19 protein-coding genes are annotated in these 19,340 nt (G+C 72.2%); 6 read left to right on the forward strand and 13 right to left on the reverse strand.

What is annotated here, in order from left to right:
- Nucleotide 1: 1 nt before the first annotated feature.
- Nucleotides 2-844: an alkaline phosphatase family protein gene (locus tag ACFRU2_RS17330; RefSeq protein ID WP_382972738.1), complete on the forward strand. Its 843-nt coding sequence runs from the start codon at nt 2-4 to the stop codon at nt 842-844.
- Between the two features lie 14 nt (nt 845-858).
- Here the strand turns inward: ACFRU2_RS17330 and galK are convergent, their stop codons facing one another.
- Both galK and galT read right to left on the reverse strand, forming a co-directional pair.
- Nucleotides 859-2,016 (reverse strand): galactokinase, encoded by a 1,158-nt coding sequence (galK, locus tag ACFRU2_RS17335; protein ID WP_382972740.1) that lies wholly within the window; start codon nt 2,014-2,016, stop codon nt 859-861.
- Nucleotides 2,013-3,140 (reverse strand): galactose-1-phosphate uridylyltransferase, encoded by a 1,128-nt coding sequence (gene galT / locus ACFRU2_RS17340; RefSeq protein WP_382972742.1) that lies wholly within the window; start codon nt 3,138-3,140, stop codon nt 2,013-2,015. Before galT ends, galK begins: the two co-directional genes overlap by 4 nt.
- Before the next feature lie 127 nt (nt 3,141-3,267).
- Here galT and ACFRU2_RS17345 point away from each other — a divergent pair, with 127 nt between their 5' ends.
- Nucleotides 3,268-4,080 carry a DeoR/GlpR family DNA-binding transcription regulator gene (locus ACFRU2_RS17345; RefSeq protein ID WP_351441497.1) on the forward strand — a complete coding sequence of 271 codons (813 nt, stop codon included), beginning with the start codon at nt 3,268-3,270 and terminating at the stop codon, nt 4,078-4,080.
- 13 nt (nt 4,081-4,093) lie between these two features.
- On the opposite strand, the gene ACFRU2_RS17350 is transcribed toward ACFRU2_RS17345, so the two are convergent.
- From ACFRU2_RS17350 to ACFRU2_RS17370, 5 genes are read right to left on the reverse strand one after another with little or no spacing between them, the layout of a single operon-like run.
- Nucleotides 4,094-5,101: a LacI family DNA-binding transcriptional regulator gene (locus tag ACFRU2_RS17350; protein ID WP_382972744.1), complete on the reverse strand. Its 1,008-nt coding sequence runs from the start codon at nt 5,099-5,101 to the stop codon at nt 4,094-4,096.
- Complete coding sequence (locus ACFRU2_RS17355) at nt 5,098-6,897, reverse strand: glycoside hydrolase family 36 protein (protein WP_382972746.1); 1,800 nt, start codon at nt 6,895-6,897, stop codon at nt 5,098-5,100. The genes ACFRU2_RS17350 and ACFRU2_RS17355 overlap by 4 nt, the downstream gene beginning before the upstream one ends.
- A gap of 2 nt (nt 6,898-6,899) precedes the next feature.
- The gene (locus tag ACFRU2_RS17360) at nt 6,900-7,730 is read right to left on the reverse strand and encodes a carbohydrate ABC transporter permease (protein ID WP_274550582.1); all 831 of its coding nucleotides are present in this window, start codon (nt 7,728-7,730) and stop codon (nt 6,900-6,902) included.
- Nucleotides 7,727-8,650 carry a carbohydrate ABC transporter permease gene (locus tag ACFRU2_RS17365; RefSeq protein ID WP_382972748.1) on the reverse strand — a complete coding sequence of 308 codons (924 nt, stop codon included), beginning with the start codon at nt 8,648-8,650 and terminating at the stop codon, nt 7,727-7,729. The genes ACFRU2_RS17360 and ACFRU2_RS17365 overlap by 4 nt, the downstream gene beginning before the upstream one ends.
- Complete coding sequence (locus ACFRU2_RS17370) at nt 8,647-9,972, reverse strand: ABC transporter substrate-binding protein (RefSeq protein ID WP_382973291.1); 1,326 nt, start codon at nt 9,970-9,972, stop codon at nt 8,647-8,649. The genes ACFRU2_RS17365 and ACFRU2_RS17370 overlap by 4 nt, the downstream gene beginning before the upstream one ends.
- A gap of 276 nt (nt 9,973-10,248) precedes the next feature.
- Between ACFRU2_RS17370 and ACFRU2_RS17375 the strand changes: the two genes are divergently transcribed.
- A complete protein-coding gene (locus ACFRU2_RS17375) occupies nt 10,249-12,216 on the forward strand; it encodes a hypothetical protein (protein WP_382972750.1) in 1,968 nt (655 codons plus the stop codon).
- 8 nt (nt 12,217-12,224) lie between these two features.
- Here the strand turns inward: ACFRU2_RS17375 and trxA are convergent, their stop codons facing one another.
- Nucleotides 12,225-12,551, reverse strand: coding sequence for a thioredoxin (gene trxA / locus ACFRU2_RS17380; RefSeq protein WP_382972752.1), 327 nt, complete (start codon nt 12,549-12,551; stop codon nt 12,225-12,227).
- 24 nt (nt 12,552-12,575) lie between these two features.
- Nucleotides 12,576-12,998 (reverse strand): arsenate reductase ArsC, encoded by a 423-nt coding sequence (locus ACFRU2_RS17385; protein ID WP_382972754.1) that lies wholly within the window; start codon nt 12,996-12,998, stop codon nt 12,576-12,578.
- 105 nt (nt 12,999-13,103) lie between these two features.
- On the opposite strand from ACFRU2_RS17385, the gene ACFRU2_RS17390 reads away from it, so the two are divergent.
- Together ACFRU2_RS17390 and ACFRU2_RS17395 are read left to right on the forward strand one after the other, a co-directional pair.
- Nucleotides 13,104-13,418, forward strand: a complete 315-nt coding sequence (locus ACFRU2_RS17390) for an ArsR/SmtB family transcription factor (RefSeq protein WP_382972756.1) — start codon at nt 13,104-13,106, stop codon at nt 13,416-13,418.
- A 41-nt stretch (nt 13,419-13,459) separates the two neighbouring features.
- Entirely contained in the window at nt 13,460-14,248 is a 789-nt protein-coding gene (locus tag ACFRU2_RS17395) for an aquaporin (RefSeq protein ID WP_382972758.1), read from the forward strand.
- Between the two features lie 15 nt (nt 14,249-14,263).
- Here ACFRU2_RS17395 and ACFRU2_RS17400 read toward each other — a convergent pair whose 3' ends face one another.
- Nucleotides 14,264-14,758, reverse strand: a complete 495-nt coding sequence (locus ACFRU2_RS17400) for a GNAT family N-acetyltransferase (protein ID WP_382972759.1) — start codon at nt 14,756-14,758, stop codon at nt 14,264-14,266.
- On the reverse strand, nt 14,755-15,117 hold the full coding sequence (locus ACFRU2_RS17405; protein ID WP_382972761.1) for an ArsR/SmtB family transcription factor: 363 nt from the start codon (nt 15,115-15,117) through the stop codon (nt 14,755-14,757). Before ACFRU2_RS17405 ends, ACFRU2_RS17400 begins: the two co-directional genes overlap by 4 nt.
- A gap of 114 nt (nt 15,118-15,231) precedes the next feature.
- On the opposite strand from ACFRU2_RS17405, the gene ACFRU2_RS17410 reads away from it, so the two are divergent.
- Nucleotides 15,232-16,593, forward strand: a complete 1,362-nt coding sequence (locus tag ACFRU2_RS17410) for an NAD(P)-binding domain-containing protein (RefSeq protein WP_382972763.1) — start codon at nt 15,232-15,234, stop codon at nt 16,591-16,593.
- Nucleotides 16,594-16,678: 85 nt separating this feature from the next.
- On the opposite strand, the gene ACFRU2_RS17415 is transcribed toward ACFRU2_RS17410, so the two are convergent.
- Both ACFRU2_RS17415 and ACFRU2_RS17420 read right to left on the reverse strand, forming a co-directional pair.
- Nucleotides 16,679-17,089, reverse strand: coding sequence for a PaaI family thioesterase (locus ACFRU2_RS17415; protein WP_382973293.1), 411 nt, complete (start codon nt 17,087-17,089; stop codon nt 16,679-16,681).
- Between the two features lie 64 nt (nt 17,090-17,153).
- The gene (locus ACFRU2_RS17420; protein WP_382972765.1) at nt 17,154-19,178 is read right to left on the reverse strand and encodes an FAD-dependent oxidoreductase; all 2,025 of its coding nucleotides are present in this window, start codon (nt 19,176-19,178) and stop codon (nt 17,154-17,156) included.
- Between the last annotated feature and the right edge of the window lie 162 nt (nt 19,179-19,340).

Raw genomic sequence — 19,340 nt, forward strand, 5'->3', positions numbered from 1 at the left:
CATGCACACTCAACACGTTCTGGTCGTCGGCATCGACGGCGTACGGCTCGACCTGCTGCCGCGGCTCGACACCCCCCACCTCGACGGGATAGCCGACGCGGGGTTCCTCGCCCCCGTCGAGATCGACGAGGCCACACCGACCATGTCCGGGCCGTGCTGGGCCACCATCGCCACCGGGGTCACCGTCGCCAAGCACGGGGTGTGGGGCAACCGGCTCGACGGCAACCGGCTCGACGTGTTCCCCGACTTCACCACGCGGCTGGCACTCGAATGCGGGCGGCGCACCTTCGCAGCCGGCGGCTGGGCCCCCTTGTTCCTCGCCCAGCAGGGCGGCCCGCTCTTCACCGCCCCCAGCCGGCTGAGCTTCATCGCCCCCCGCGCGGACACGCCGGAGGCCTGGGAGGAGGCGGACGAGGCCGTGACCGCCGAAGCGGCGCACGTGCTGGGCTCCGGGGAGGAACTCCACGCCTCCTTCGTCTACCTCGGCGCCGTCGACGAGACCGCCCACTTCCTCGGCTGCGGCGAGGAGTACCGCCGGTCGATCGAGACGGCGGACCAGCGCCTGGGCCGCCTCCTCAAGGCCGTGCGCGACCGCCCGGGCCACCCCGGGGAACAGTGGACGGTCATCGTGGTCACCGACCACGGGCACCGCGACGAGGGGGGCCACGGGGGACGCAGCGAGCTGGAGCGGACCGCCTGGGTGGCCGCCTGCGGACCGGGCCTGGCCGCCGGCGCGACGCCGCCGGCGGTCCGGCACACCGATGTCGCCGCCCACGTCTACGCCGCGCTGGGCATCGGCCTGGACGCCCACTGGACGCTGGACGGCACGCCCTTCACCGCCTGAACGGGCGGGCTCGGCTACAGCTCCAGTCGGCGCGCGCCCGCCGCCGGGGTCGCGGTGAGGAGCCGCGGCAGCCGGTGGCCGGCCGCCCCGAAGGCCGCCGTGACGGCCCCGCCCACCGCGTCCTCGCGGCCCGCCTCCACCAGCGCGATGACGGAGCCGCCGAAGCCGCCTCCCGTCATCCGGGCCCCGAGGGCCCCGGCGCCTAGCGCGGCCGTCACGGCGAGGTCGGTCTCCGGGCAGGAGACCCGGTAGTCGTCGCGCAGCGAGGCGTGACCGGCCGTCAGGATCGGGCCGAGGGCGGCCGCATCGCCCTCCCGGAGCCGGGCGACCGCCTCGGCGACCCGGCCGTTCTCCGTCACCACGTGGCGGACCAGCGGTACGAGTTCCGCCGGGAGCTCGTCCAGGGCCCCCGCGAGGTCCCCGGCGGGCAGATCCCGCAGGGCGCGCAGGCCGAGCAGCCCGGCCGCCCGTTCACAGCCCGCGCGCAGGGCCGCGTACGCCCCGTCGCCCAGGTCGTGGGAGACCCGGGTGTCGATCACGAGCAGGACGAGTCCCTGCCCCGGGAGGTCGAGGGGGACCTGCCGGTGGAGCTCCGGGGCGCGGGCGTCGAGGTGGAGGGCGGCGCCGGTGGTGCAGCACACGGAGGCCATCTGGTCCATGATCCCGCAGGGGACGCCGGCGAAGGCGTTCTCCGCCCGCTGGGCGATCCGGGCCAGTTCGGGCCCGGGCAGCCGCAGTCCGTACAGCTCGTCGTGGGCGACGGCGACCGCGCACTCCAGCGCGGCGGACGAGGAGAGGCCCGCGCCGGTGGGCACCGTGCTGTCGAAGTGCAGGTCGGCGCCACCGACCCGGTGTCCGGCCTCGGCGAGGGCCCAGACCACTCCGGCCGGGTACGCGGCCCAGCCCGGCACCGCGCCGGGGGCCAGGTCCGCCACGGCGAGCTCGGTGATCCGGCCGTCGCCCTGCGCGCTGTGCAGCAGCAGTCGGCCGTCCGTACGGGCGCGGGCGGCGAGCAGGGTGGTCTGCGGGAGGGCGATGGGGAGGGCGAACCCGTCGTTGTAGTCGGTGTGTTCACCGATCAGGTTGACCCGGCCGGGCGCCGCCCAGATCCCGTCGGGGGCGCCGCCGTAGAGCTTCGCGAAGGTGGCCGCGGCCTGCTCGGTGCGGCTCATGCCAGGGCCTCCCGCAGTCGTCGCGCGGCCGTCTCGGGGGCCACGTCGTTGATGAAGGCTTCCGTCCCGGACTCCGTCCCGGCAAGGAACTTGAGCTTGTCGGGGGTCCTGCGGATGGTGAACAGCTCCAGGTGCAGGGCCAGTTCCTCGCCGTGGGTGCGGGGCGCCTGGTGCCATGCGGAGATGTACGGGGTGGGGGCGGGCTCGTGCGGCCGCTCGGTCTCCGTCCCCGCCTCCGTCCCCCTCTCCGTCGCCCTCCCCCTCTCCGTCGCCCTCCCCCTCTCCGTCTCCGTCTCCGGTACGGGGAACAGCCGGTCGAAGCGGCGCAGCAGGTCGAGGTAGACGGAGGGGAACTCGGCCCGCTCGGCTTCGGTGAGGCAGGTCAGGTCGGGGACCCGGCGGTGCGGGTAGAGGTGGACCTCGTACGGCCAGCGGGCGGCGTGGGGCACGAAGGCGGTCCAGTGCTCCCCGGCCGTCACCACCCGCTCGGTGGCGGCGCGGGCCCTGCTCAGCAGATCCTCGAAGAGGTTGCGGCCGGTGGCGGCGCGGTGCGCCTGCGCGGCGGCCGTCATCTTGGCGGTGCGCGGCGTGACGAAGGGGAAGGCGTAGATCTGGCCGTGCGGATGGGCGAGGGTCACCCCGATCTCGGCCCCCCGGTTCTCGAAGCAGTACACCTGCTCGACGCCGGGGAGCGCGGAGAGCTCGGCGGTGCGGTCGGTCCACGCGTCGAGCACCAGCCGGGCGGCGGCCGGGGTCAGGTCGGCGAAGCCCGCGTCGTGGTCGGGGGTGAAGCAGACGACTTCGCAGCGTCCGGCCTCGCCCGCGAGGGAGGGGAAACGGTTCTCGAAGACGGCGACCTCGTAGTCGGCGGCGGGGATCTCGCTGAGCCGGCCGTCCCGGGACGGGCAGAGCGGGCATTCGCCGGCGGGCGGGTGGTAGGTCCGGTTCTGGCGGTGGGAGGCGATGGTGATCCAGTCGCCGGTGGCCTCGTCCCGCCGCAGTTCCGGCCGGCTGTCGACCGGATCCAGTGGGCGCAGGTCGGGCGCGTCGCGCACGGCACCTTCGTCGGTGTCGAAGTAGATCAGTTCGCGGCCGTCCGCGAGTTTCGCGAGGGTCTTCTTCACCCACCGAGAATAAACACTCTCGAACATTTTCCACCAGCCCGAACCGAGGTTTCCCCCAGACTTCAACAACATGGCCGTGTTATCTTGCTGCCTTCTGACCGGTTTCGCCGATTCCCGGGAGCGACCCGTGGCCGAGCAGGCTGCCCAACTGGCCCACCAGCGACGCGCTCTCATCCTCGACGCGGTCCGGCGCGAGGGCGCGGTACGGGTGGCCGACCTGGTCGGGCAGCTCGGCGTCTCGGACATGACCGTCCGCCGGGATCTGGACGCCCTCGCCCGGCGCGGTGTCGTGGAGAAGGTCCACGGCGGAGCCGTCGCCCCGGCCGGGGCGAGCGGGCACGAGCCCGGGTTCGAGGCCAAGTCGGACCTGGAGGGCGATGCCAAGGCCGCCATCGCGGACACGGCCGCGGCCCTGGTGGAACCGGGCAGCGTGGTCGCGGTCTCGGGCGGCACCACCGCACACGCCGTCGCCACCCGGCTCCTCGGGGTCCCCCGGCTCACCATCGTCACCAACTCCCTCCCGGTCGCGGAACTGGTGTGGGCCGACGGCCGCGACCGCGGAGCCGGCGCCCCGACCCTGCTGCTCACCGGAGGCTCCCCGACCCCCTCGGCCGCCCTGGTCGGACCGCTCGCCGACCTGGCGATCGGCTCGCTCCACGTGGACCTGCTCTTCCTCGGCGCGCACGGGGTGGCGCAGGGCGCCGGTCTGACCACCCCGAACCTCATGGAGGCCCAGACCAACCGCGCCCTGGTGGCCTCGGCACGCCGGGTCGCCGTCGTGGCGGACCACAGCAAGTGGGGGGTGGTGGGGCTCAGCGGCTTCGCGGCGCTCCACCAGGCCGACTGGTTCATCACCGACGCCGGCCTGCCCGCCCCTGCACGCGCCGCCCTCGCGGAAGAGGTCGGCGAGCTCCTCGTCGCGGGCGAGGAGCGGCACTGAGTCCGCCCCCGGATCAGGCCCCGGGCTCCGCGGGGGCCGGTCCGGTGGTCGCCCGGATGACCAGTTCGGGGTCGAAGAGCAGTTCCCCCGTGGGCACGTCCCGGTTGCTGACCAGGGCCAGTACGCTGCGCCCGACCTCCAGGGCCAGCCGGTCGGCGGGCTGGCGCACCGTGGTCAGGGGCGGGTCGGTGAACTCGGTGATGGACGAGCCGTCGTACCCCACGACCGAGACGTCCCCGGGCACCGCCCGTCCGTGCCGGCGGATGCCCCGGATCGCCCCGAGGGCCATGTAGTCGCTGGCGGCGACGATCGCGGTGGCGCCCAGGGCGAGCAGCGGGCCGACGGCGGCCTGGCCGCCCTCCACCGTGTACGACTGCCGGATCACCCAGCGCTCGGGCTCCGCGATGCCCCGCTTGGCCATGGCCTCGAGGAAGCCCCGCACCCGACGGTCCGCGGGCTGGTTCCCGGCCGGTCCGGAGGCCATCCCGATCCTGCGGTGGCCCAGCCGGTGGAGGTGGTCGACGGCCAGCTCCGCGGCGAGCGCGTCGTCCGTGGAGAAGACCGGGGTCGGCACTCCGTCCGCGAACTCGCCGTTGATGCCGACGTACGGGACCCTGCGCTGGCGCAGCAGTTCGTACGTCTCGGTGTCGGCGCCCTCGACGGTGTTGGAGGCGGAGAGGAAGACGACGGCCGCGACGCCCTTGTCGACGAGCGCGGAGATGAAGTCCCGTTCCTGGACCCCGCCCGGGAAGGCCGGGCACAGAATGGTCTTGAGTCCGTGCGGGGCGAGCGCCGACTCGATGCGCTCGGCGACATCGGCGAAGAACGGATTGGACACGAACTCGGTGATCACCGCGACCAGTTGGCCTTGGGTCTGCCGTTCGTAGCCGACGTCCGCCATGGCCTGTTCGACCGCGTCCCGGGTCTTCTTCGACACGCCCTGGCGCCGGTTGATCACCCGGCTCACGGTCGCCTCGCTGACCTGGGCGCGAGCGGCGACCTCGGTGATCCCGACCTTCATCGCGGTCCTTCCGTGAGCGTGAGCGATACCAGCCCCCCGCGCGGCACCGCCAGCGAGCGTGCTCCCTCCGGCAGGTACGACGGCGGACCGTCCATGATACGGCCGTCCGGCCCGTGGACCACTCCCCGGACCTCGCCCCCGCCGCCCAGCACCTCGACCATCACCCGGTCCCGGTCCGAGCCGTTGACCAGGTCGAAGCGGCGGTACGCGGAGAAGTCCAGCGGGACGACCCGGTCCCCGTGCACGCTCAGCAGGCAGTGGTCCCCGGCGCTCACCCGCACCAGCGGGTACAGCTCGTCGGGCCGGCCCGGTTCCACCTCCCCGTCCAGCAGCAGTTCCCGGTGCACCCGCCACTGCGCCAGCCAGAACCCGATCGCCTCCCGGTGCGCCGCGGGTACCCGGTCCAGCCGTACGGAGATCTGCGGCACCGAGTGGAGTGCCCCGATCAGCTGCCGGGCCACCGTCGTCACGGGCGCGTCGGGTGACCACAGGAGCATGTCGGAGTGGACGGCCCCGCCGACGGCGAGCAGCGAAGTGTCGAGGGTGCGGACCCGGTTCGCGGTGGCGTCCGCGGGGCAGTCGAAGGAGCGCAGCATGTTGCCGAAGGGGGCCATGCCGGGTCCCGTGTAGGGCTGGCGCAGCTCCAGCAGCACGCCGGGGCGTACGGTCTCCAGGGCAGCGCGGAGTTCCGTCAGCAAGGCCACCATGGCCTGTCCGACGTCACCGGCTCCGTCGCCCGCGTAGACCATGGCCTGCTCGAGGAAGTCGAGCTTGAGTCCGTCGAGCCCGTACGCGCGGACCAGCCGGACGCAGAGCCCGACGACGTGCGCGCGCACCTCGGGGTGGCGGGGGTCGAGCACGTGCGCGCCGGGCACGCCGGACGGGGCGGGCGCGCAGGCGGCCCAGCGGTCGTGGCAGGCGGCTCCGGAGCCCAGGAGCAGGGGTGCGACCCAGGCGAGGTAGCTCAGCCCGTGGGCCCGGACCCGGGCCACGTGCCCGGCGAAGTCGGGGAACTTGGCCCGGTCGGGCTCCCAGTCCCCGCAGCCGGCGTAGCCGCGGCCGTGGCCGCCTTCCTGCCAGCCGTCGTCGAGGATCAGTGCTCCGCAGCCGAGTCCGGCGGCCAGTTCGGCCTGGGTTTCGACGGCGGGGGCGCTGACGCCCTGGTTGAAGGCGTACCAGGTGGAGTAGACGGGAGTGCGCGCCGCGTCGGGCACCGGCGCCGGGGCGAGCTCGGCGTCGAACCAGGAACGCAGGGCCCGCATGGCCCGTGCCACGGTGGGTGCGCGGGGGGCGAGCAGGATCCGGTGGGCCTGCCGTGCGGCGGGCAGCCGCAGGTGGACGACGTGGGTGTCGTTCTCCTCGGAGACCCCGAAGCGGAGCTCCGCCTCGGGTACCGGGTCGGTGGCGGCGAAGGTGAGCAGGGTGGCGCCGCCGTGGTCGTAGAGGCAGCCGGCGGCGTGCCCGTGGACCAGCGAGACCTGTGAGCGGCCCTCCCAGTCGGCGAGCAGGGTGCGCTGCCAGCCGCCCTGCGGGTGCCAGTATCCGGCGGCGTCGCCGAGGGGCACGGAGAAGCGGATCTCGACGGGGGCGCCGTCGGCCCGCACCTCCAGCATCCGCAGTCCGCCGGGCAGTTCGGCCAGGGCCCAGGCGGGGTGGACGCCGGGGGCGTGGGCGAGGACGGCGAGCGAGACCCCGTCGAGCAGCGGCTCCTCGGCGGCGGGTGCGAGCCCCGCGGTGGTGACGGGTTCGACGGTGGTCACGGCAGTGGTCACGATGGCGGTCACGGCGCTGGTCACGGTCACTCCTTCACGGCGCCGGCGAGCAGGCCGGACACGAACTGGCGCTGGAGCGCGAGGAATACGAGGGCCATCGGGATCGCGGCGGCCGCGGTTCCGGCGAGGATCGCTCCGTAGTCGGTCTCGTCGAGGCCCTGGAGGGAGGCGAGGGCCACGGGGACGGTGAACGTGGCGCTGTCGCGCAGGACGATCAGCGGCCAGACGAAGTCGTTCCACTGGTACAGGAAGAGGAAGATCGCCAGGGCGGCCAATGCCGGTTTCATCGGCGGGAGCACCACCTTCCAGAACAGCCGCAGTTCGCCGCAGCCGTCCATGCGCCCCGAGTCGAGGAGTTCGTCGGGGAGCGCGGCCATCGACTGGCGCATCAGGAAGATGCCGAAGGGCAGGGCCAGGTTGGGCATGATCACGGCCTGGTACGTGCCCAGCCAGCGCAGTTCGGCCATCAGCTGAAAGAGCGGTACGAGGGTGACCTGGGCGGGGACCACGAGTCCGAGCATGAGCAGTCCGAACAGCGGTTCGCGGCCGCGGAAGCGGTACTTGGCGAAGCCGTAGCCGGCCAGTGTGCAGACGGCGCCCGCGCACAGGGTGTAGATCGCCGCGATGAGCAGGGAGTTGAGGAGCACCCGGCCGAACTGCGCGGTGTCCTGGAGGGTCTGGAGGTTCTCCGCCAGATGGCCGCCAGGCAGCAGCGGCGGCGGGCTGTCGAAGATCTCCCCGGAGCTGTGCGTGGCGGCGACCACGAGCCAGTAGAAGGGGATCAGGACGGCGGCCAGCGCGATGGCGAGTCCGGAGGTGAGCAGGATGCTCCTGCCGCGGTGGCGGGCGGCGGTCATGACTTCTCCCCCAGGAAGCGGAACTGGATCACGCCGAGGATGCCGATGAGGACGGCGAGGGCGTAGGCGATGGCGGAGGCGTAGCCGAAGTCGAAGTATTTGAAGGCGTTCTGGTAGAGGTACACGCCGATGGTCAGGGTGGCGTTGTCCGGGCCGCCGCCGGTGAGCACGTACGGCTCGTCGAAGATCTGCAGGGTGCCGATGGTGGACAGCACCGTGGTGAGCAGCAGGGCGGGGCGCAGGCCCGGCAGGGTGACGTGGCGGAAGGAGGCCCAGGCGCCGGCCCCGTCGACGGACGCCGCGTCGTACAGCTCGGCGGGTACGGACTGCAGGCGGGCGAGCAGGATCACCGCGTTGTAGCCGGTGTAGTGCCAGGTCAGCGCCAGGCCGAGGGAGACCTTCGCCCACAGGGGGTCGGTCAGCCACGGCACCGGGTCCAGGCCGGCGAGGCCCGTCAGCCAGTTGACCAGTCCGTAGTCCTTGTTGAGGAGGACGGAGAAGATGATCCCGTAGGCGACCAGCCCGGTGACCATGGGCAGGAAGAAGCCCAGCCGGAAGACCGTGCGGCCGCGCAGCAGGGTGGAGTCGAGGGCCACGGCGAGTCCGGTGGCGAGGGCCAGCATGACCGGCACCTGGACGGCGAGGATCACCGCGGTGTTCTTCAGGGCGGTCCAGAACAGCGGATCGCCCATCAGCCGCGTGTAGTTGTCGGCGCCGACGAACCGCTCGGTCCCGCCGACGGTCTTGTGCAGGCTGATCACGAAGGACCGGCCGATGGGGTAGAGCTTGAAGGCGGCGAAGAGGAGCAGCGCGGGCAGGACGAAGAGGTACGGGGCCGCGCGCCGGCGGGGCCGGGTGCGCGGGGCCGTCCCCCGGGAGGGGACGGCCCGGGTCTCGCCGCCGGTGAGCGTGACCGTCATCGGGAGACCTTGCGTCCGGTCTGCTGGGCGAGCTGGTCGGCGGCCTCCCCCAGCACCTTCGCCGGGTCGGCGCCGCCCAGCAGCACCTTGGACTGGGCGTCGGTGACGAGCTTGAGGGCGCGGGCGTAGTCGGCGGTGTAGTTGAAGGCGGACGAGGGGGCCTTCAGGGCCTCCAGGAAGACCTCGCCCTTCTTCTGGCCGCCGAAGAAGGGGGACGGCTCGTGGAAGACCGCGTCGTCGTACGCCTTCATCAGGGCGGGGGCGATGCCCTTGCCCTTGTAGATCTGCACCTGGGAGGCCGGGCGGGTGAGGACGAACTCGACGAAGGACCAGGCCGCGGCCTGGTGCTTGCCGGCGCCCGCCACCGCGAGGTGGGTGGAGTTGACCGTGGCCGCCGTCGAGCCGCCGCGGCGGACGGCCGGGGGAAGCCGGACCTTCCACTTCCCGGCCTCCTCGGGCACCTGCTCCTGGATGATGCCGCCGAACCAGGTGGGCATGGGCAGGACGGCTGCGGTCCCCTGCTTCAGGGAACTCATCAGCGCGTTCCAGCCGCCGGCGAGATCGCTGACCAGGCCGGCGTCGTTCATCGTCTTGATGAGGGTCATGGCCTTCACGGCTTCCGGGGAGTCGAGCGTGATGTCCCCGGCGAGGCTGAAGTAGAAGGAGCCCTGGAGCTGGAGCAGCATCTGGAAGAAGTTGGCGGCGTCGGCCTGTGAGGCGGGCTTGTCGATGCCCAGCAGGTGGGCGCCGGTCTTCGCCTTGATCTCCTTTCCTGCTTCGATGGTCTCCTCCCAGGTCTGGAGGGCGCCGGCGTCGACTCCGGCCTTCTCGAAGAGGTCGGCCCGGTAGTAGAAGCCCGCCGAATTCGCCTCCCAGGGGAGGGCGTTGACGCGCTTGCCGTCGGGGGACACGGTCTGCCACATGCCTTGCGCGAAGGCGTCGCGGTAGGCGTTCGCGCCGAGCGGGCCGAGGTCGGCGAGGCCGCCGGGGAACTTCTCCACGTAGCCCGGCAGGTAGTCGACGCCGATGTGCAGGACGTCGGCGAGGCCCTGGCCGCCGGCGGCGAGCCCGGTGGTGATCTTGTCCCAGATCGCCGGGTTGCCGATGTCTTCGACCGTCACCTCGATCCCGGGGTACTTCTTGTTGAACTCCGGGACGAGGGCCTTCATTTCGGCGGCGGGACCCTGCCAGGACCAGACCGTGATCTTGCCCTTGTCCTTCTCCCCCACGGCTCCCGCCGCCCCGCCCCGGCCCGTGTCGCCCGTTCCGGAACAGGCGGTCAGGCCGGTGAGTCCGGCCCCCGCGGCGATCGCGCCACCCATCTGCAGCACTCTCCGACGTTCCAGTTCCATACCTGACCCACCCCTGCTCGCACCGTTGCGGAAGCCGACTGGCCAGGACTGTAACCAGGCCGACTCTCGACTTGCAAGAGTTCGATGAAACCTTTCAGTCCGATCGTGCAGAGAATTCTGACAAGTTCATTGCAATTCCTCCGACGGGGTTGCTAGCGTGCCGCCCGCCCTGCTCCGTGCGGGTTGGCCGCTCCACCGCGCGGCCACCCCGCCCCACCGCAGCCCACCCCCATCAGGGAGAACCCGATGACGCGTTCCCGTGTGTCGCTCCTGTCCGCCCTCGCCCTGCTCCTCCCGTTGACCCCGCTCGCCCTCGGCGGCCGGGCCGCGGCGGTCGAGCAGGCCGCGCCCGCCCCGCTCACCGTCACCAACCCGGGCTTCGAACAGGGCCGTACGGGCTGGCAGTTCACCTCCGGGACCGGAGTCGCCACGAACTACCCGCACGGCGCGGCCCGGCTCGCCTACCTCGACGCCGGGTCCGGGATGAAGGTGTCCCAGACCGTGACGGCCGCGGGCCGGGGGACGTACGACGTATCCGCCTGGATCGCGACGGGCGGGCCGAACGGCCGCTACACCGCCCGCGTCAACGGCGCGGTCGCCGCCGCGCTCACCCTGCCGAGCGCGGCGAACTACCGCCGCTACACGCTCAGCCGGATCACCCTCGCCCCCGGGGATCGGCTGGAGATCGCCTTCGAGTCGGGGGACGGCTGGGTCAACGCCGACGACGTGATGCTCTCCCCGGCCTCCCCCGCGGACCCGCGGGTCAGCTCGTCCGACCCGAAGATCGTCGAGATGTTCGACTGGTCCAAGCGCAAGGCCAACAGCTGGGTCCACCTGCCGGGCACGAAGGGCCCGCTCAACGTGGACGAGAACCGCACCGGTGGCAGCGGCACCGGCACCTACGCCGCCTCCTACTGGGCCGGGTACGCCAACCGCAGCGGCTACTACTCGCGCGACATGGCCCACCAGCTGTCCGGGGCCGGAGTCCTCGCCCTGCACGCCGAGAACAAGTCGATGCTCCGCTCGTTCGCCGCGTCCGCCACCCCCGCGCACAAGTACTACCCGGCGTGGGCCTTCAACTTCGACACCTCGACGTACCTCTCGATCGACTACAAGAGCCCGACGAACTTCGTCCGCGAGGTGCCCGCCACCTTCGAGCTGGTGCAGAAGTCCGAGGAGGCGTACCGCTGGAGCGGGGACCGCGCCTACCTCGACGATCCGGCCCTGTGGAACTTCTACCGCCGCGCCACCGACGAGTTCGTCACCCTGCACGACGGGCTCAAGAACAACGGCGCGGTCCAGGTGGCGGAAGGCACGGGCCAGGGCATCTTCCAGGGCACCGCCAGCTACAACGAGCAGAGCGGCGAGCCCCTCGCCGAGGCCGGCGACGCGATCGGCTCCCAGTACCAGGCCTACCTTGCGATGGCCTCGCTCGCCCGGTCCAAGGGCGACGGCGCCCTCGCCGACCGGTACGAGACCAAGGCCCGGGACCTGAAGACGTACTTCAACTCCACCTGGATCGGCGCTGGTTCGGGCTCGGCCATGGTGCGCGGCTACACCACGGACGGGCGCGCCCTGACCGGCTGGGGCAAGGAGAACAGCTGGTTCATGCCGATGAAGCAGATCATCGACCCCGGCCCCCGCCGGGAGGCCTACCTGGACTACATCGACCAGCAGGCCTCGGGTCCGGGCCGGCCCTCCAACATCGAAGCCCTCACCTACCTGCCGGACACCTTCTTCCGGAACGACCGGAACGACACCGGCTGGAAGTGGATGAAGGACGTCTACGACCACAAGGACGTCCAGCACGTGAACACCAAGCAGGGCACGAACGGGGACTACCCCGAGGTCTCGTTCACCCTGCTCGGCCAGACCGTCGAAGGCCTGCTGGGCGTCACCCCCGACGCACCCTCACACGCCCTGAGCACCCGGTCCCGGCTGCCCTCGGGCATGGACTGGCTGCGGATCGACGACCTCAGGATCGGCGACTCGACGTTCTCCCTCCGCCACGACGGGGCGACGAAGTCCACCCTCACGCACGCTTCGGGCACCTCCCCCTACACCTGGGAGGCCCGCTTCCCCGGCACCTACGCCACCCTCACGGTCGACGGAGTGCCCCAGCCGGCGCGCACCAAGGTCCTGGACGGGGTGACGTACACCTACGCGACCCCGACCGTCGCCCCGGGCCGGACGATCACCGTCCAGACGGGCTGACCCCGGCGTCAGCGGGAGATGAACTCGCGCAGCTCGCGCTGGAGGGCGGCCTTGGGCTTGGCTCCGACGATGGTCTTGGCGACCCGACCGCCGACGAAGACGTTCATCGTCGGGATGGACATGACCCCGTAGGCGGCGGCCGTCTCCGGGTTCTCGTCGATGTTCAGCTTGACGATCTTGATTTTGTTGCCGTGCTCCGCGGCGATGGCTTCCAGCGACGGGGCGAGCTGGCGGCAGGGGCCGCACCAGGCAGCCCAGAAGTCGACGAGTACCGGCTTGTCGCTCTGCAGGACGTCCGCGAGGAAGGTTTTGTCGGTGACGTTCTTGAGGGCCATGGTGCGGCCTCCTCTCGTGTGTGGTCAGCGCTTGTCGGCGAGGGCGTCGATCTCGGCGATCAGGCCCTCGATGAGGCCCTTGATCTCGTCGCGGATGGGGCGTACGGCCTCGACGCCCTGGCCGGCCGGGTCCTCGAGCTGCCAGTCGAGGTAGGTCTTGCCGGGGAAGTACGGGCAGGCGTCGCCGCAGCCCATGGTGATGATGTAGTCGGACGCCTGCGCGGCCTCCGGGGTGAGGACCTTCGGCTTCTGGTCGGAGATGTCGATCCCCAGCTCGGCCATCGCGGCGACGGCGGAGGGGTTGATCCGGTCTCCGGGGACCGAGCCGGCGGAGCGGACCTCGACGCGGTCGCCGGCGAGGTGGCGCAGGAACCCGGCCGCCATCTGGGAGCGGCCCGCGTTGTGGACGCAGACGAACAGGACGGAGGCGGCAGGAGCGGAGGACATCTGTTCTTCCCTGGGGTGAGATGTGCTGCGGTGGAGACGTCCGCAGGAGTCGGCGAGGTCAGCTCGGGCTGGTGTCAGCTCCTACTGATGTGACAGTATCAGCGCATGATGACGTCAGTCGACACTGAACTGATCCGAGTCCTGGCAGACCCCCTCAGGCTCCAGATCGTGACCCTGCTCTCCCGCGAGACGCTGTGCACCACACACCTCGTGGAGGAGACCGGCGCCAAGCAGACCAACCTCTCCAACCACCTGAAGGTGCTCAGAGAGGCCGGGGTCGTGGAAACCGAACCGTGCGGCCGCTTCACCTACTACAGGCTCCACCCGGACGTCATCGAGGCCATCGCCGGTCAGTTCGCCGACCTCGCACAGACCGCGCGCGCCACCGCCGAAGCGAACATCAAGCGGTCCTGCCCGTAGTCCGCTTGGTTTCCCCCTCACCTGCCCGAGGAGAACCTGCCTTGTCCGTCACCGAGCCCGTCGTCGCCCCCGCAGCGGCGCCAGGCATAGCCGCCGACGCCCCCCGGCCCACTCCCGTGGCGAGCGCCAGCCCGTTGGTGGCGCGCGCCGCGGCCGAACTCGTCGGAACGGCCGCGCTGGTCGCGGTCGTCGTCGGGTCCGGCATCCAGGCGACGAAGCTGACCCAGGACGTCGCCCTGCAGCTGCTGGCCAACTCCACGGCCACGGTCTTCGGCCTGGGCGTGCTGATCGCGCTCCTCGGCCCGGTCTCCGGGGCCCACTTCAACCCGGTCGTCAGCCTCGCCGAGTGGTGGGCCACCCGCCGCACCGGCGACGGCGTCACCGCCCGCGAACTGGCCGCCTACGTGCCCGCGCAGATCGCCGGCGCGATCGCGGGCGCGGTCCTGGCCGACGCGATGTTCGGCGAGCCGCTGGTGAAGTGGGCGACCCACGACCGCTCCGCGGGGAACCTGCTGCTCGGCGAGGTCGTCGCCACCGCCGGCCTGATCCTGCTGATCTTCGGCCTGGCCCGCACCGACCGGCTGCGGTTCGCGCCCGTCGCCGTGGCCTCGTACATCGGCGCCGCCTACTGGTTCACCTCCTCCACCTCCTTCGCCAACCCGGCCGTCACCATCGGCCGCGCCTTCACCGACACCTTCGCGGGCATCGCCCCCGCCTCGGTCCCGGCGTTCATCGGCGTACAGCTGGTCGGCGCGGTGGTGGGCCTGGCCCTGGTCGCGGTCATCTTCATGCACGGCAAGACGGCGACCGCCGGAGCGCCCGCGGCATGACCCCGGACGGCGCGCTCAGCTGATCGCCGGGCTGCGGCGCTCCAGCAGGACGACGTCGCGCCACACGCCGCGGTGCCGGCCGATGCGCACGCGGGTGCCGATGACCCGGAAGCCGGCCCGCTGGTGCAGGGCCAGGCTCGCGGTGTTCTCGGGGAAGATCCCGCACTGGATCGTCCAGATGCCCGCCGCCTCGGTCGAGGCGATCAGGGCGTCCAGCAGCGCTCGGGCGACTCCGCGGCCCCGGGCGGCGGGGTGGACGTAGACGGAGTGCTCGACCACGCCGGCGTACGCGCACCGGTCCGAGACCTTGGACGCGGCGACCCAGCCGAGCAGCTTTCCGTCCGGGTCGACCGCGGCGAAGCGGTGCTCGGGCAGCCTCGCCGCGTCGAAGGCCTCCCAGGTGGGGGCCTCGGTCTCGAAGGTGGCGTTGCCCTCCGCGATCCCGGCCCGGTAGATCGCCAGGACCTCTTCCGCGTGCGCCCGGGTCAGCGGCTCGATACGGAGGCTCATGCCGAGCCCGCCCGGGTGAGCAGGGCGCCCATGGCGGCGAGGACGGCGGGCTCCACGCGGTAGTAGACCCAGGTGCCGCGCCGCTCGGAGGAGAGCAGGCCCGCGTCCTTCAGCTTCTTCAGGTGGTGGGAGACCGTCGGCTGGGAGACGCCCACGTCCGAGATGTCGCACACGCACGCCTCGCCGCCCTCGTGCGAGGCGACGGCGGAGAAGAGGCGCAGGCGCACCGGATCGCCGAGGGCCTTGAACATCACCGCGGTCCGCTCGGCCTCCTCGGCCGTCAGCGGGCGCTCCGACAGGGGCGGGCAGCAGGCCGCGACGGCCTCCGGCTCCAGCAGCGGCAACACCTTCGTAGTCATGCCCCCATCATCCGTTGAAATTCGACGGATGTCTATGTTGACGAACGTCGATACAGGAGTCACTCTAGAGGTGCCAGGACATCGACAAACGTCAAACCAGCCAGGGAGCCTGCCGTGACCGCTTCAACCGAGACCCTGCCCGTCGTCGTGATCGGCGCCGGCCCGATCGGACTCGCCGCAGCGGCCCGCCTGATCGAGCGGCGCATCGAGCCCCTGGTGCTCGAGGCCGGCCCGGCCGCCGGGTCCGCGGTGCGCGACTGGTCGCACGTACGGCTCTTCTCCACCTGGTCCGAGGTCGTCGACCCCGCCGCCGAGAAGCTCCTCGCCCCCACCGGCTGGATCAAGCCGGACGGTGACACCTACCCCTCCGGCGGCGAATGGGCCGACCGCTACCTCCAGCCCCTGGCGGACGTCCTCGGCGAGCGCGTCCGCTACGACGCCACCGTCACCGGTGTCTCCCGCGCCGGCCGCGACCGCATCGTCGACGCCGACCGCGAGGCCCAGCCCTTCGTCGTCCACCTCACCGGCGCCGACGGCAGCGAGGCGCGGATCTTCGCCCGCGCCGTCATCGACGCCTCCGGCACCTGGTCCACCCCCAGCCCGGCGGGCGCCGCCGGCCTGCACGCCCTCGGCGAGCGCGCCGCCTCCGACCGGATCTCCTACCGCGTCCCCGACCTGAAGGACCCGGCCGTCCGTGCCCGGTACGCGGGCAAGCGCACCGCCGTCATCGGCGCCGGCGCCTCCGCCTTCACGGCCCTGGCCTACCTCGCCGACCTCGCGAAGACTGAGAACGGCAGCGGCACGCACGCGACCTGGATCCTGCGGCGCGGCATCAGCGGCTCCACCTTCGGCGGCGGCGCAGCCGACCAGCTCCCCGCCCGCGGCGCCCTCGGCCTCGCCGCGAAGGCAGCCGTCGACGACGGATACGCCGACGCGGTCACCGGATTCCGCACCGACGTCTTCGAGAAGACCGGCGACGGCCGGCTGGTCCTCGTCGGCGAGGACGGCCGCCGCCTGGACCCGGTCGACGAGGTCATCGTCCTCACCGGCTTCCGCCCCGACCTCACCTTCCTCGCCGAACTGCGCCTCGCCCTCGACGAGCGCCTCCAGGCCCCCGTCGAACTGGCGCCCCTGATCGACCCCAACCAGCACTCCTGCGGCACCGTCTACCCCCACGGCGCAACCGAGCTCGCCCACCCGGAGAAGGACGTCTACCTCGCCGGCATGAAGTCCTACGGCCGCGCCCCCACCTTCCTCGCCATGACCGGCTACGAACAGGTCCGCTCCATCGCCGCCGCCCTCGCCGGCGACCACGAGGCCGCCGCACGCGTCGAACTCACCCTCCCCGAAACCGGCGTCTGCGGCGGAGCCGGTCTCTTCGACCAGCCCGAACCCGCCGAAGAGACCGGTGGCGGCTGCTGCGCGACCCCGGCCACCCTCACCATCGGCGCCCCTGCCTCCTCCGGCGGCTGCTGACCGACGAAGTGACGCGCCGCGGAATCCGAGGTCAGGTCACCACTGCGGCATGGGGCAGCGGGTTCCGGGCCCTAGAGCCGGCCCGTCATCCCAGCAGGGCGTAGACCGTCGAGGCCTTCGCGGCCGGTTCCTCGGCGCCCTCGGGGGTCATGGTGATGTCGGCGAAGGCCATCCGCTTGCCGAGTTTGGTGATCCGTACGTCGATCAGCACATCGGCGCCGACCACCGGCCGCTGGAAGCTGGTGGACTGCTGGACGGTGGTCATCGGACCGTAGGCCCCGCGCGCGGCGGAGATCGCGATCACGGTGGCGGTGTCCGCGGCGGCCATCAGGGCCTGGCCGCTGAGGCCCCCGCCGTCCCGGGCGAGGGTGTCGGACCAGGGCAGCCGCAGGACGGCGTGCCGTTCGCCGGTGTCCTGGACCGTGAGCCCGAGGGCGAGCACCCAGGGGGCGAAGTTGTCGTGGAGGATCTTGTTCGCGTCAGCCGGTGTCAGCATCGTCACCGGGTGATTGTGGCGGCCCCGGCCGGGCCGCCACAACTCCCCTTGCGTCAGCCGGTCCTCAGAGGGTGGCGGCCAGTTCCGTGCCCTGGCGGATGGCCCGCTTGGCGTCGAGTTCGGCGGCCACGTCGGCGCCGCCGATCAGGTGCGCCTCGATGCCGGCCGCGCGCAGGGCCTCGTACAGGTCGCGGCGCGGTTCCTGGCCGGTGCACAGGACCACCGTGTCGGCGGGTACGAGGCGCTGCTCGCCCTCCACCGTGATGTGCAGGCCCTCGCCGTCGATCCGGTCGTACGCGGCCCCCGCGACGGAGACGACCCCGCGGTGCTTGAGCTCCGCCCGGTGGATCCACCCGGTGGTGGTGCCGAGCCCGGAGCCGACCTTGGTGGTCTTGCGCTGGAGCAGGTGGACCTGGCGCGGCGGGGCGGGGCGCTCGGGGGCGGTGAGGCCGCCGGGGCCGGTGTAGGCGGTGTCCACGCCCCAGTGGCGGAAGTAGACCTCGGGGTCCTGGGAGGCGCCTTCGCCGCTGTCGGTGAGGAACTCGGCGACGTCGAAGCCGATTCCGCCGGCGCCGAGGACTGCGACGCGCTGCCCGACCGGGGCGCCGTCGCGCAGGACGTCGAGGTAGCTGACGACGTTGGGGCCGTCGACGCCCTCGATGTCGGGGGTGCGGGGGGTGACGCCGGTGGCGACGACGACCTCGTCGTAGCCGCGCAGGGTCTCGACGTCGGCGCGGGTGTTCAGCTTGACCTCGACCGCGTGCTCGGCGAGTTGGGTGCCGTAGTAGCGGATGGTCTCCTCGAACTCCTCCTTGCCGGGGATGCGGCGGGCGATGTCGAGCTGGCCGCCGATGTGGCCGGAGGCTTCGTAGAGGGTGACGGCGTGGCCGCGGCCGGCCGCGGAGACGGCGCAGGCCAGGCCGGCCGGGCCGGCTCCGACGACGGCGACGCGCTTCTTCAACTGGGTCGGAGACAGGATGAGTTCCGTCTCGTTGCAGGCGCGCGGGTTGACCAGGCAGGTGGTGAGCTTGCCGCTGAAGGTGTGGTCCAGGCAGGCCTGGTTGCAGCCGATGCAGGTGTTGATGGTCTCGGAGCGGCCGGCGGCGGCCTTGGCGACGAAGTCGGCGTCGGCGAGGAAGGGGCGGGCCAGCGAGACCAGGTCGGCGCGGCCGTCGGCCAGCAACTCCTCGGCGATTTCCGGGGTGTTGATGCGGTTGCTGGTGACGAGGGGGACGGAGACCGCGCCCATCAGCCGCTTGGTGACCCAGGTGTAGGCGCCGCGCGGGACGGAGGTCGCGATGGTGGGGATGCGGGCCTCGTGCCAGCCGATGCCGGTGTTGATGATGGTGGCGCCCGCCGCCTCGACCTCCTTGGCGAGGTGGACGACCTCGTCGAGGGTGGAGCCGCCGGGGATCAGGTCGAGCATCGAGAGGCGGTAGACGAGGATGAACTCCTCGCCGACGGCCGCGCGGGTGCGCCGGACGATCTCCAGCGGGAAGCGCACGCGGTTCTCGTAGGCGCCGCCCCAGCGGTCGGTGCGCTTGTTGGTGGCGGCGGCGATGAACTCGTTGACCAGGTAGCCCTCGGAGCCCATGATCTCGACGCCGTCGTACCCGGCCAGCTTGGCGAGGCGGGCGGCGCGGACGAAGTCCTCGATGGTGCGCTCGACTTCGGCGTCGGTGAGCGCGTTCGGGACGAAGGGGCTGATGGGGGCCTGGAGGGCGCTGGGGGCGACCAGGTCCTTGTGGTAGGCGTAGCGGCCGAAGTGGAGGATCTGCATCGCGATCTTCCCGCCCTCGGCGTGCACCGCGTCGGTGATCACCCGGTGCTCGGCGGCCTCCTCCTCGGTGGTGAGGCGGGCACCTCCCTCGAAGGGGCGGCCGGCGTCGTTCGGGGCTATGCCGCCGGTGACGATCAGGCCGGCGCCGCCCCGGGCGCGCTCGGCGTAGAAGGCGGCGAGGCGCTCGAAGCCGCGCTCGTGCTCCTCGAGGCCGGTGTGCATGGAACCCATGATCACGCGGTTCGGCAGGGTGGTGAAGCCGAGGTCCAGGGGGCTCAGCAGGTGCGGGTACCGGCTCTGGGAACTCATGGAGGCGCCTCCTCGCGCGGGGGTGATGCTCCTGTTCTAGCTGAGCGGCCGCTTATTATGCAACTAGGTGCACAACCGGGTGCGGGACGCCGCAGCCCGGAACTCCGGGGATTCCCGTGGTCCGGGACCCGCGCCGCGGGGGCGTGTGGCGCAGTTCACGGC

Origin of the sequence: Streptomyces sp. NPDC056883 (assembly GCF_042788835.1) — a bacterium.
In the GTDB taxonomy this organism is placed as follows: Bacteria; Actinomycetota; Actinomycetes; order Streptomycetales; family Streptomycetaceae; genus Streptomyces; species Streptomyces stoeckheimensis.

Excerpts from the sequence above, each read along its gene's own strand:
- ACFRU2_RS17330 (WP_382972738.1), top strand. The coding sequence starts at position 2 with ATGCACACTCAACACGTTCTGGTCGTCGGCATCGACGGCGTACGGCTC.
- galK (WP_382972740.1), bottom strand. The coding sequence starts at position 2,016 with ATGAGCCGCACCGAGCAGGCCGCGGCCACCTTCGCGAAGCTCTACGGC.
- ACFRU2_RS17350 (WP_382972744.1), bottom strand. The coding sequence starts at position 5,101 with ATGAAGGTCGGGATCACCGAGGTCGCCGCTCGCGCCCAGGTCAGCGAG.
- ACFRU2_RS17360 (WP_274550582.1), bottom strand. The coding sequence starts at position 7,730 with ATGACCGCCGCCCGCCACCGCGGCAGGAGCATCCTGCTCACCTCCGGA.
- ACFRU2_RS17365 (WP_382972748.1), bottom strand. The coding sequence starts at position 8,650 with ATGACGGTCACGCTCACCGGCGGCGAGACCCGGGCCGTCCCCTCCCGG.
- ACFRU2_RS17370 (WP_382973291.1), bottom strand. The coding sequence starts at position 9,972 with ATGGGTGGCGCGATCGCCGCGGGGGCCGGACTCACCGGCCTGACCGCC.
- ACFRU2_RS17375 (WP_382972750.1), top strand. The coding sequence starts at position 10,249 with ATGACGCGTTCCCGTGTGTCGCTCCTGTCCGCCCTCGCCCTGCTCCTC.
- trxA (WP_382972752.1), bottom strand. The coding sequence starts at position 12,551 with ATGGCCCTCAAGAACGTCACCGACAAAACCTTCCTCGCGGACGTCCTG.
- ACFRU2_RS17385 (WP_382972754.1), bottom strand. The coding sequence starts at position 12,998 with ATGTCCTCCGCTCCTGCCGCCTCCGTCCTGTTCGTCTGCGTCCACAAC.
- ACFRU2_RS17390 (WP_382972756.1), top strand. The coding sequence starts at position 13,104 with ATGATGACGTCAGTCGACACTGAACTGATCCGAGTCCTGGCAGACCCC.
- ACFRU2_RS17400 (WP_382972759.1), bottom strand. The coding sequence starts at position 14,758 with ATGAGCCTCCGTATCGAGCCGCTGACCCGGGCGCACGCGGAAGAGGTC.
- ACFRU2_RS17405 (WP_382972761.1), bottom strand. The coding sequence starts at position 15,117 with ATGACTACGAAGGTGTTGCCGCTGCTGGAGCCGGAGGCCGTCGCGGCC.
- ACFRU2_RS17415 (WP_382973293.1), bottom strand. The coding sequence starts at position 17,089 with ATGCTGACACCGGCTGACGCGAACAAGATCCTCCACGACAACTTCGCC.
- ACFRU2_RS17420 (WP_382972765.1), bottom strand. The coding sequence starts at position 19,178 with ATGAGTTCCCAGAGCCGGTACCCGCACCTGCTGAGCCCCCTGGACCTC.